Annotated in this window: 11 protein-coding genes; 7 read left to right on the forward strand and 4 right to left on the reverse strand. The window is 70.3% G+C overall.

Annotated elements, in window-relative coordinates; genetic code table 11:
* Positions 1-212: 212 nt before the first annotated feature.
* Positions 213-611, reverse strand: coding sequence for a DUF5994 family protein (locus EAO75_RS33105; RefSeq protein ID WP_147998864.1), 399 nt, complete (start codon positions 609-611; stop codon positions 213-215).
* Positions 612-679: 68 nt separating this feature from the next.
* Positions 680-1,681 carry an acyl-CoA desaturase gene (locus EAO75_RS33110; protein ID WP_147998865.1) on the reverse strand — a complete coding sequence of 334 codons (1,002 nt, stop codon included), beginning with the start codon at positions 1,679-1,681 and terminating at the stop codon, positions 680-682.
* Between the two features lie 294 nt (positions 1,682-1,975).
* Here EAO75_RS33110 and EAO75_RS33115 point away from each other — a divergent pair, with 294 nt between their 5' ends.
* From EAO75_RS33115 to EAO75_RS33145, 7 genes are all read left to right on the forward strand, one after another.
* Positions 1,976-2,248: a hypothetical protein gene (locus tag EAO75_RS33115; RefSeq protein ID WP_147998866.1), complete on the forward strand. Its 273-nt coding sequence runs from the start codon at positions 1,976-1,978 to the stop codon at positions 2,246-2,248.
* 186 nt (positions 2,249-2,434) lie between these two features.
* Complete coding sequence (locus EAO75_RS33120) at positions 2,435-4,237, forward strand: SpoIIE family protein phosphatase (protein WP_261989521.1); 1,803 nt, start codon at positions 2,435-2,437, stop codon at positions 4,235-4,237.
* Positions 4,238-4,595: 358 nt separating this feature from the next.
* Positions 4,596-5,069 carry a hypothetical protein gene (locus EAO75_RS33125; protein ID WP_147998868.1) on the forward strand — a complete coding sequence of 158 codons (474 nt, stop codon included), beginning with the start codon at positions 4,596-4,598 and terminating at the stop codon, positions 5,067-5,069.
* 128 nt (positions 5,070-5,197) lie between these two features.
* Positions 5,198-6,796 carry a peptidoglycan-binding protein gene (locus EAO75_RS33130; RefSeq protein ID WP_147998869.1) on the forward strand — a complete coding sequence of 533 codons (1,599 nt, stop codon included), beginning with the start codon at positions 5,198-5,200 and terminating at the stop codon, positions 6,794-6,796.
* 9 nt (positions 6,797-6,805) lie between these two features.
* A complete protein-coding gene (locus EAO75_RS33135) occupies positions 6,806-7,279 on the forward strand; it encodes a protease inhibitor I42 family protein (RefSeq protein ID WP_147998870.1) in 474 nt (157 codons plus the stop codon).
* Complete coding sequence (locus EAO75_RS33140; protein ID WP_147998871.1) at positions 7,276-7,689, forward strand: hypothetical protein; 414 nt, start codon at positions 7,276-7,278, stop codon at positions 7,687-7,689. Before EAO75_RS33135 ends, EAO75_RS33140 begins: the two co-directional genes overlap by 4 nt.
* 549 nt (positions 7,690-8,238) lie before the next feature.
* Positions 8,239-10,209, forward strand: coding sequence for a potassium transporter Kup (locus tag EAO75_RS33145; protein WP_147998872.1), 1,971 nt, complete (start codon positions 8,239-8,241; stop codon positions 10,207-10,209).
* 44 nt (positions 10,210-10,253) lie between these two features.
* On the opposite strand, the gene EAO75_RS33150 is transcribed toward EAO75_RS33145, so the two are convergent.
* Both EAO75_RS33150 and EAO75_RS33155 read right to left on the reverse strand, forming a co-directional pair.
* Entirely contained in the window at positions 10,254-10,424 is a 171-nt protein-coding gene (locus EAO75_RS33150) for a hypothetical protein (protein WP_410092505.1), read from the reverse strand.
* Between the two features lie 72 nt (positions 10,425-10,496).
* Positions 10,497-11,597, reverse strand: a complete 1,101-nt coding sequence (locus tag EAO75_RS33155; protein ID WP_147998873.1) for a magnesium and cobalt transport protein CorA — start codon at positions 11,595-11,597, stop codon at positions 10,497-10,499.
* Positions 11,598-11,739 lie beyond the last annotated feature (142 nt).

Genomic DNA, 11,739 nt, shown 5'->3' on the forward strand with positions numbered 1-11,739 from the left:
CCGCCGCGAGCGCGGACACCGGTCCGCCGAAGACCGCGACCGCGCTCATGACGGCGGAACGGGCGCGCCACGGAAGCAGGGCGCGGGCCGGGAAGGACCGGAGCGGCGGTGCCTTCCCGTCACACGGCCGGAATCAGCAACGCACGGTCGGGATATGACTGCACGCGAGGCGCGTCGCCCGCCGCGGCCGGGCAGCGCAAGGGCGGGTGCCGTCACACGGGATCGCCGGCGGCGGCTGCCATGAGCGGTTCCGCGGCCTCCTCAGTCGTATCCGGAGGCACGACCAGCAGGTCCCAGCGTCCCCGGCCGGGGGCAAGCAGGACGATCGTGTGCGGGGCGGATGCCGCCACGGTCCTGCGCAGTCGCACGACCTCGTTGACGACGAGCATCCGGCCGGGCATCGCGGACCACGTCGCCCCGTTGACGGTGACGCTGGTGATGTGACCCCACGCGCGCGGCAACCCGGCCAGCAGCCGGGGGAGTTCGACCAGCAGATCGTACGAACGGGGCCACCACGCTCCGTCGATGGGCCGGGGCATGCCGGCGTGCGGGGCCAGGCGCATGCGCAGGAGGGGATGGGAGGGAAGCGGGGGTTGCAGTGCGGTGGTCATGAAAGCTCCTGTCGAGCGCCGTGCCGCGGAGGTGGAAGAGAGGGAGACGGGAAGGCGTGTGGCCGGTGTCAGGCGCGGCGGGCGGCGACCCGGTCCGCGGTGGGCCAGCGCACGTCGTGCACCCAGCCGAGGCGTTCGAGGAGCCGGATGACGGCTGCGGAGGGGTCGAGCTGGCCGCGGTCGACGCCGTGGCGGGCGCTGGTGGGGTCGGCGTGGTGGAGGTTGTGCCAGCTCTCGCCGAAGGAGAGCAGGGCGAGGGGCCACAGGTTGGTGGCCCGGTCGTGGCGCCGGGTGCGGAAGGGGCGCTCACCGATCATGTGGCAGAGGGAGTTCACGCTCCAGGTGACGTGGTGGAGCAGCGCGATGCGCACAAGTCCCGCCCACAGCAGGGCGGTTACGCCGTACAACCAGCTGCCGCCGATCGCCCAGCCCACCGCGAACGGCAGGGCGAGCGTGAGGACGCACAGCGCCGGGAAGGCGCGGGCGATCGCGCGGATGTCGCGGTCGGCGAGGAGGTCGGGGGCGTAACGCTCCGGCGGCGTCCGGTCGTTGCGGAACAGCCAGCCCACATGCGCGTGGATCAGCCCACGCAGCTGGCCGCGCAGATGCGTGCCGTAGCGGTACGGGGAGTGCGGGTCGCCCGGCCGGTCGGTGAAGGCGTGGTGGCGGCGGTGGGTGGCGACCCAGCCGATGACGTCGCCCTGGAAACTCATCGATCCGGCCACTGCGAGCGCGATCCGCACGGGGCGGACGGCCCGGTAGCCGCCGTGGGTGAGGCCGCGGTGGAAGCCGACCGTGACGCCGAGGCCCGTGATCGTGTACAGGACGACGGCGAGCACGATGTCGGCGGGACGGATGAGACTCCCCCACAGCAGCCAGCCGGCGAGACCGATCGCCACGAACGGCAGGATGACGATCACCGCCGTCACCGTGACGTACAGCCGCTCACCGCCGTCGCGCGCGGGCGCCGGGCCGTCCGGCGGGAAGGGGGACGTCCCGTCGTAGCCCGGAGGCGACGGGGCGGGATCCGACGGTGTGACCGTCGTGGACGTGCTCGGACTGAAGGGCATACCTGGCTCCTCGGCCTGGATGCGGATGCGCGGCCGGGGTCACGGGCTGCCCATGTGAGGACGGTGGCGTGCGGTGGAAGGCACATGGTCCGGAGAATTCCGGAACACGAGACGACGGTCCGGGGCCGGTCGGAAATTCCGGCATACGAAAAGTCTTCGTGCCGTCCACCGTACTCCCGCCCGTGCGACAACCACGTCTGTTTCAGAAGCGGCATCGCGTTCACACGGACAGAGCCCCCGATGAAACCCACTGGTCGTGGGCAGGTACTCGGGTCGGCACGGGTGGTGGCGACCATGGCAACACTGCACCAGCGGAAGAACTACCGTGAAGCGATCATGAAAGTCCTGTACGAGGGCATGGAAGGCAGAGGCCTTCCTGATGTCTCCGGGGCCGAGCTGCGTGACGATCTGGCGATCCCTGAGCAGGATCTGGCCGCGGCCTGCACTTATCTCGTGGGCGAAGGACTCGTCACGGTCCGCTGGGCCCACGGAGACACACCCGCGACGGTCACGCTGACACATCAGGGAATACGGATCATGGAGGCCGAGGAGGAGGATCACGGCTGACCCGGCGGCGCCCAACGCCGGCGGGCCGGCACGGAAAGCCCCGTCCATCAGGGCAGAGGCGGGCGAGCAGGATCTCGTGTCGGCCGTGCGAGCGGGTTCCCGTCAGGGGACCATCGGTACTGATGTGTCGGTTCCCCTGATGCGTCCGCGGTCTTCGGTGGGAGGCTGCCATGGCTGGAGGGCGGCGTGGTGGAGGATGCGCTCCCCGGTGCGGGAGGTGAGGGGCGGTCGTGGCCGGCGGCCGAGCCGGACTTCTGGGGGCAGGTCGTCGAGCAGCTGAGCACAGCCCTGATGGTGGTGGATCCGTCCGGCCGGATCGTCGCCGTCAACTCGGCCGCCGAACGGATGCTGGGCCGAGCCACCCGCGCGATCCGCGGGAAGGACGCGCACGAGCTGCTGCACCGGGACACGGACGGCGGCACGCTCCTGCGCGAGCAGTGCCCGCTGCTCCGGGCGCTGGCCGAGGGGGCCGCCGCGCGCGGGGAGGGCGACAGCTACGTGCGCGGTGACGGTCGCCTGGTCACGATCTCGTGGTCCGCCTCTCCCCTGACGGACGGCGGCTCGTTCAAGGGCATGGCCGTGCTGTTCACCGACATCACGGGCGACCGCAGCGCGCGCCGGGAGCGTGCGGCCTATACGAGTGCTCTGGAGGACCTCAACGAGCGGCTGACGCTGGTCGCGGAGATCACCGACGTACTGGGTCAGACCCTGGAGACCGACGATGCCCTCGCCCGGCTGGGCCGCCTGCTGGTTCCTCGCCTCGCCGACTGGGCGGCGGTGGACCTCCGGACCGGTTCCGGGCAGGTCCACAGGGTGGCGGTGACCGGCCCCGCGGGCCGGGACGCAGGGCTGGAGGGCGGGCGCGAGCGCCTCCCCGAGACCGCGGAGGCGGACCGCTCAGCTCTAGTCCAGGTGCTGCACGGAGGTGATCCAGTGCTGCAGAACGAGCAGAACGAGCGGAACGCGCAGGGCGCACAGGACGCGCACGACGCACACGACGCACACGACGCACACAACGAGGCGGAGACGACCGCACCGCCCGGCTCTCCCCTGGCCACTACCCACAGCGACTTCCTGCGGTCGGTGGGCGCGACGTCCGCCATCACGGTCCCGCTGGGCTCCAGTCGGCAGATCACCGGCGCCCTGACGGTGGTGCGCACTGATCCGGTGCACCCCTTCGACGCCGCCGACCTGGAGGTGGTGAGCGACATCGGCCGCCGGGTCGGTCTGGTCATCGACAACGCACGGCGGTTCGGTCGCCAGCGCGCCGTCGCCGAGGCCATGCAGCGCAACCTGCTCGCCTCGCCGCCCCAGCCCGGCCGTCTGCGGCTGGCCGCCCGCTACCAGCCCGCCCCCGCCGGCTCCCAGGTCGGCGGCGACTGGTACGACGCGTTCGAGCTGAAGGACGGCACACTCGCGCTGGTCATCGGCGACGTCGTGGGCCACGACCTGACCGCGGCCGCCGGGATGGCCCAACTGCACGGCATCCTGCGGTCCTTGGCCTGGGACCACACCGGACCGCCCGGCGCCGTCGTCGACCGCCTCGACGACGCCATGCCCGCCATCACCACCGTCCCCATGGCCACCCTCGTCCTCGCACAGGTCGAGGGCCACCCGCACACCGGCCCATGGACACTGCGGTGGACCAGCGCCGGACATCCGCCGCCTCTCCTCCTGGCCCCCGGCGGACACGCGCAGTACCTCGAAGCCGGACAGGGACTCATCCTGGGCGCCCCCGTGGACACCGGCGTGGGCCGGCCGGACGCCACGCACCCCCTGCCGCCGGGTTCCACCCTGCTGCTCTACACCGACGGCCTGATCGAAATCCCCGGCAGCGACCTCGACACCGGCCTGGACCGGCTGCGCCGCCACGCCCTCGCGCTCGCCCACGTACCGCTGGACACGCTGTGCGACCAACTGCTCGCCCGTATGCCGCCCGGCAGCACCGACGACGTGGCCCTGCTGGCCCTGCGTCTGCCGGCGCTGTGACAGAGGACGCGATCAGTGAGCGGTGAATGCCCTGGGTCAGCCTCGGCGGGAGCTCCAGAGCGTCAAACGAGCGTCACGACCGAGCCGTGCACTGGCCGCCATCGATGAGATCAGCCAGCAGCTGGCATGCACATCACTGACCGACCCGTTCTGGAGCCAATGCGTGGCTCTGCTGCCCGCGCTGCCGGCGTACGTTTCAGGCCCTGCTCTGTGAGATCTGCTTGAGTGTGGCGAAGTCCGGCCCGGACAGCGGCCCGTGAGACCACGTGCTCATGACACCAGGTCAGGTATCATTTCCGGCCAGAAGGCACGGACCGCGACGGGGGTGTTCGGCCGTTCAGATCAGGGGGCGGGGAACATGGCCGGTGCGGGCTCGGACGGCTACAGGATTCACGCGAGCGGCATGGACGGCGAGGCGGGAAAGCTCGACCGGGCAGGCGACGACGTCGGCGTCATACGCAAGGCCGTGGAAGACCCCATGTGCTACGCACCGGACGCTCTCGGGGGCTCGGACTCCGGCCCCGCATACGACAACTTCGCCGCCGCCTGGCAGGCCGAGGCGAAGACGCTCGAAGCCGCGCTGCACGAACTCGCGGACAAAGTCAGCATCTCCCAGCAGAACTACGAGAGCGCCGACCACGAAACCATCGTCGCGCTGCACTCCGCGGGCGCGAACGACGGCCTGACGACCATGCCCGCACCCGCCGCCGCCCACCCGGGGATGACCACGGGCCTCACCCCGGGCGCGCGCCCCGCCGCCCTCGGTGGGCCGCCCATCGGCACCCAGCCCACCCCGGGCACGCCTCCGCCGAGCCTCGCCGACTTCGACTGACGGACCGGCGCACGCCACACAGACCGACACACCGGCGACCGCGCTGCACGCGGCCGACGTGTCTGCTTCCACCTGACACCTGACACCTGACACCTGACACCTGAGCAAGGACAGCGGGCTCCCACCACATGGCTGACGCAGGCGAATCCACCACCGACCGCAAGGAAAAGATCGACCGTTACACGGGAGACCTCGCGACGGCAGACAGCAAGAACGCGGTCCTGGAGGCCATCGGCAATCTCCTCGGTGTCTCCGCGCCTGTCGGTTCCCCGAGCACCCTGGACGCCATCGCCCAGCGCTACAAGGGCCAGGCCGACAATGCCGCGGACGTACAGCACCGGGTCGAGGATGTCGCAGCGTCAGGGCTTCCGTCGGTGTGGGTGGGCAGCACCGGCGCCAAGGCGGCCGAGGTGGTGGCGGCGGCCGGCCGTTCCGCCGAGCAGATGGCCGAGGCGTTCCGTAAGGCGTCCAAGGCCCTCTACGACCTCTCTGACGCGCTCACCTCCGCCCAGTCCAAGGACGCCGACGGCCGCGAGCAGCTGCGGAAGGCCCGCACGATACTCGGCGGCGAGGACGGCTTCTTCGACGACATGGTCGAGAAGGACGCCGAGGAAGCCGACCGCAAGCGGGCCCAGGAGATCGCGGGAACGGGGGCCAACTTCCTCTACTACGCCGCGCAGGAGGCGGACGACGCGGTGCGGGCGGCGGCGCGGGAGCTGAACAAGTACGCGGCCGAGGCCCGTGCCGGGCGCATGCACACCGACAACATCTCCGCCGCCGACCGCCTCGTCCTCGCCGACGTCGGCGTGGCCGGGGGCCCGCAGGAACAGAACGAACTCCTCACCGCGGGCGACCTCGAACGCTCCGGCCGTTTCATGGAGAAGATGAACGCGCAGGACGAGGCCCGCTTCGAGCGGATGCTCGCGGAGGCCAAGACGCCGCAGGAGCGGGCGTATCTGGTCAAGGCGCTGGCCGCGGGATATGACGTGGACGAGGTCGGCCAGTTCCGCGACAAGATCCACGACAAGGACCCGTCCTGGCTTCAGCAGCATCTCAGCCCGATCGTCACGGCCGGCGACAGCAAGGTGGGCGAGGGGGTCAACGCGGACGGGTCGAACAAGAACACCGACTACCAGTGGTTCGGCGACGAGAAATGGTCCCAGGAGGGCAACACCTGTGTGCCGTCGAGCACCGTGACCGCCCGCGCCATGGTCGATCCCGTCTACGCCCTGGAGTTGACCGGCGGACCGTCCGGGCAGGAGAACGACCCCGATGCCTTCCGCGACCGTCTCCACGACGAACAGCTGCGCATGCACGAGGAAGGCGACGGCGACGACGCGCACTGGTGGTCCGACGTTCCGGATGGAATGGACAGCGACGGGCAGAACGAGATCGCCAACGACGAGATCAGCCCGCACACCGGCAGCCAGTACGAGTACCAGCAGGTTCGCGGTGCGGACGAGCGCCGTGACGTGCTGCCGGACATCGAGAAGTCCGTTGCCGAGGGCAAACCCGTCCCCATCGAAGTGGAGGGGTACGACAAGGACGGCCGGCACGGACACCAGATGATGGTGATCGGCCAGGAGGGCGACATGCTGCAGATCTACAACCCGTGGGGCCAAACGACCTGGGTCAGCGAGGACGACTTCGTCAACGGCCACATGGACAAGGCCTCCGACTCTCGCATGCCTGACGCGTATGCCGTCCACCTGCCCGCCGACCGATAAGTGAGCGTCATGACCAGCGCCCTGCGCCGACTCGCCCTTCCCGCCCTGCTGATGACCGCGCTCGCGGGCTGCGGCCTCACCGGGCCGGACACCTACGAGCTGGGTGAGAAGCAGATACAGGTGGATGAGGGGGAGGAGTTCACGCTGTCCGTTCCGGTCGAGACCGCGATGGGGGAATGGTGGTACCTGACATCGCCGGAACCCGACCCTGATGTCGTCCGGAAGACGGACAAGCGGGAGGAGATCGAGGCCGACGACGACGCCGTCGGCAGCGGGAGCGGAACGGACTTCTTCGACTTCAAGGCCGTCGGTCCGGGCACGACGAAGATCCGGCTCATCCAGTGCCCGCACGGTGCCTGCGCCGGCGGCGGCGATGCCGGCGGTCCCGTCACCCCGTCCCCTGTCCCCAGCGGCAGCCCCACCCCCGACGAGAAGTACCGAGCCACCATCCACACGTACACCGTCACCGTGGGGAAGCCATGACCTCCGCGCCGCAGACCTCGCCCCCCGGCCGGACCGACGACGAGCTGGCACAGTCGGACATCCCGGCGATGCTGCGTTACGGCCTCTCCTTCGCCGGACCACACCGCACCGCCCTCTTCGGCGACGGCGCGGTGGGCGCCGCCGTCCTGCTGGACCGGCTCGGCATCCAGCCGCGGGCGGTGGCCTTCCTCGCCAAGGTGGTACGCAGCGGGGGTGTCCGGTACGCGGCTGAGCTGCGCGAGCCGGTGCCGGGCGATGAGGCGGTGTCCATGGTGCGCGCGTGGCTGGAGTCTGCGGCCACCGCCGCCGGCGGGGTCGACGGCGACGAGGAGGCCGCCCGCTGGCTGGAGGCCGTCGCCGAACTCCTCAGCCTCCGGCGCGTCCACCGCTCTCGGGTAGCCGGGGAGTGAGCGGCGGGCCTCCGGATCACAGGAGCATCTGGGCGAGTTCGTCCAGCAGGGCGGTCAACATGCCTGCCTGGTGCGCTCCGGGGGCCGCCGGCCTCCCTCGGGGCGGCGTTCCACGCCCACGGCGTCATCCGACGCGTTTCGCCGACGACTACCTCACCGGCGCCACCGAACTGCCGTACGCGTGGCTTCCTGACCGCAGCTCGCGCACACGCGAGCGCGAGACGGCCCTGTGTCGCTGTGCCGCCGCCGCATGTTGCATGGGTCTGCACAGCTGGAAGTCGCCGCGCTACAAGTCGCCGTCGGCCGGCCGCTGTCGGGGCGGACCGTCGGAGGCGGCACAGGGCCCGCCGACTTCCAGCCGGTGCTCGGCGTCGGCCTTGCTCTCGGCGCCGTTGCCCTGGCAGGTGCGTGCACAGCTCGGCGGCGCCGACACTCCAGCGGTCCCTTGGAGGAAGCAGCGCCCCTACCGACGGTTGCGCCATGGGGTCGGTATCGTCCGCTCCGATGCCCCGGGTCCGCAGCTCAGCGGCTCGTACGAGGAGGAGCGCCATGGCCGATCACCGGCAGGGAACCGAGTCGGATGACGGAGCCGCGTCGCAGGCATTGAAGACCCACCGGCCGAGCGCGCGCGACACGGTGCGCCTGGCGGTGGTCATCGGCGCTCTCGGCGTGGTCTTCGGCGACATCGGCACCAGCCCGATCTACACGCTCCAGACCGTGTTCAACCCGAGCGACCCGCACCCCGTCCCGGTCACGACGGACAACGTGTTCGGGGTGGTGTCGTTGGTGTTCTGGTCGGTGATGATCATCGTCACGGTCACCTATGTGTTGCTGGCGATGCGCGCCGACAACGACGGCGAGGGCGGCATCATGGCGCTCATCACCCTGCTGCGACGGTGGAACGCACAGCGCGGAGGCAGAGCCGCCGTCGTCCTGGCCGCACTCGGCATCTTCGGCGCGTCACTGTTCTTCGGCGACAGCATGATCACCCCGGCGATCTCGGTGCTGTCCGCGGTCGAAGGGCTCAAGGTCGTCCAGCCGTCCCTGGAGGACGCGGTCGTACCCATCACCGCGGTGATCATCGTGATGCTGTTCCTGGTGCAGCGCCGGGGAACCGCGGCGGTGGGCCGGGTGTTCGGGCCGGTCATGATCCTCTGGTTCGTGGCCATCGGTGCCTGCGGCGTCGTCGGCATCACCGACCACCCGGACATCCTCAAGTCGCTGTCACCGACGTACGCGTTGGGCTTCCTGTTCGGCCATTGGGGCACCGCCTTCTTCGCCCTGGCCGCGATCGTGCTCGCGGTCACCGGCGCCGAGGCGCTCTACGCGGACATGGGGCACTTCGGCCGCCGGGCGATCACCCGGGGCTGGCTGTTCCTCGTCCTGCCCGCCTGTGTCCTCAGCTACATGGGCCAGGGCGCGCTGATCCTCGACGATCCGGACAACATCAGCAGCCCGTTCTTCCTGCTCGTGCCCGACTGGGGACGCTGGCCGATGGTCATCCTGGCGACGGCGGCGACCGTGATCGCCTCCCAGGCGGTGATCACCGGCGCCTACTCGGTCGCCTCCCAGGCGGCCCAACTCGGCTACCTGCCGCGGCTGCGCATCGCCCACACCTCCGAATCCACCATCGGTCAGATCTACGTCCCCTGGATCAACTGGCTGCTGATGGTCTCGGTCCTCACCCTGGTCTTCGCCTTCCGCAGCTCCGCGGAGCTGGCCTATGCCTTCGGCATGGCGGTCACCGGCACCATCACCATCACCACCCTGCTGTTCCTCTACGTCGCCCGAGCCAAGTGGGGTACACCCAAGTGGCTGCTCGCCGTCGGCGGGGGCGCGCTCCTCGTCGTGGACCTGCTGTTCGTGGCGGCCAACATGACCAAGCTCGTCCACGGCGCGTGGCTGCCGCTGCTGATCGGACTCACCGCGTTCACCGTCATGACGACCTGGCAGCGGGGCCGGGAACTGGTCACCGAACAACGAGCGCGCGCCGAAGGGTCGCTGCCCGAGTTCGTCGACGACCTCCGCAGTGGCGAGGCCGGAGCCCGCCAGGTCCCCGGCACGGCCGTGTTCCTGAACCGGGACAAGGAGACCGCGCCCCTCGCCATGCGGGCCAACGTCGAGCACAACCACGTGCGGCACGAGCAGGTCGTGATCCTCTCCATCAAGACCGAGCCGGTGCCCCGTGTCCCGGCCGAGCAGCGGGTCGTCGTGGACGACCTCGGCTACGGCGACGACGGGATCATCCACGTCACCGCCCGGTTCGGCTACATGGAGACACCGGACGTGCCCGGCAGCCTGGCCCTGCTCGACCCGGCCGAAACGGAAGGGCCGTTGCAGCTCGACCAGGCGTCCTACTTCCTGTCGAAGATCGAACTCCGGCGCGGCGAGGCACCGACGATGGCGCCCTGGCGCAAGCGGCTGTTCATCGCCACCTCCTACATCACGGCCGACGCCGCCGAGCACTTCAGCCTGCCCCGCGACCGCACTGTCATCATGGGCGCGCACATCGAGGTGTAGGCGCGCATCACTGGAAGGCGGGCCCGTTCGGCGTACATGGGCGGTCAGTCGCGGCAGGCACAGCGGGGGCCGCAGCCGCACGCGTCGCCCGCCTCGGCGTCGGCGACAGGCACCACAGCGGCCGCGGGCGCACAACAGCCCTTGCCCTGCCAGGCGTCGCGACCTTCCTTGACGGCGATGCCCGCGATGACGAGGGCGGCGATGGGGTCGGCCATGCCCAGCCGAGGGTGGCGTTGAGGACCAGGCCGACCAGGAGCTCAGAGAACTGTGAATTCAGGCAGTCATTGTCACAGCCAGCCGTTGCGCTTGAAGTTGCGGTGCAGGACCAAGCAAGCGGTGACGATGACGCCGAGGACGAGGGGGTAGCCGAAGGTCCAGCGCAGTTCCGGCATGTGGTCGAAGTTCATGCCGTAGACACCGCACACCATGGTCGGTACGGCGATGACCGCGGCCCAGGCGGTGATCTTGCGCATGTCCTCGTTCTGGGCGACGGTGACCTGCGCGAGGTGGGCCTGAAGGATGGAGTCGAGCAGGGCGTCGAAGGCGTGGATCTGCTCGGTGACGCGGGTGAGGTGGTCGGCGACGTGCCGGAAGTACGTCTGTATCTCCTTGTCCACGCAGGCTCGGGGTTCGGTGGCGAGCCGGTCGAGGGGGCGCGCGAGCGGCACCACTGCCCGCTTCAGCTCCAGGAGTTCACGCTTGAGCTGGTAGATGCGTCCGGCATCGGCGTTGCGGGGGCTGTGCGGGGAGAAGACGTCGGCCTCGACCTGGTCGATGTCGTTCTGGACGGCGCCGGCGACCGTGACGTAGTCGTCGACGACGTGGTCGGCGATGGCGTGCAGGACGGCGGAGGGGCCCTTGGCCAGCAACTCCGGGTGGGCTTCGAGGTCCTCACGCAGGGGACCGAGGGAGCCGTGCCGGCCGTGGCGGACGGTGACGACGAAGTCGGGGCCGGTGAAGACCATGATCTCGCCGGTGTGCACCACCTCACTGGTCGCGGTCAGCTCGGCGTGTTCGACGTAGGTGACGGTCTTGAAGACGGAGAACAGGACCTCGCCGTACTGCTCGGCCTTGGGGCGCTGGTGCGCGTGTACGGCGTCCTCGACGGCGAGCGGGTGCAGGCCGAACAGTTCCGCGACCCCGGCGAACTCCCCCTCGCTCGGCTCGTGCAGGCCCAGCCAGACGAAGCCACCGCGGCGCTTGCGGACCTGGCGGACGGCCTCCTCCACGGAGTCCCTCCCGGGCCGGCGGACGCCGTCTTGATAGACGACACAGTTGACCACCGTCGAGCCGAGCGGGGAGCGGGCCGGGTGGCTGAGGTCCACGCGGCGACGGCGGGTGCGCCGCGCCAGGTTCGCGACTTTGCGCAGGCTGCCGACCATCGACATGTGGGGTTCTCCTTCACCGGCCGTTCGGATCCGGACAGTGTGCCAAAAGGCGATAAGGCGGACGTCAGCGCCACCACTTTTCGGGTGCCCGATCACCCGTTGCAGGTCACGCGGGAGCGGCGCTCCATGGACGGGGTCAAGG

This window comes from Streptomyces sp. UW30 (assembly GCF_008042075.1).
Taxonomy (GTDB): domain Bacteria; phylum Actinomycetota; class Actinomycetes; order Streptomycetales; family Streptomycetaceae; genus Streptomyces.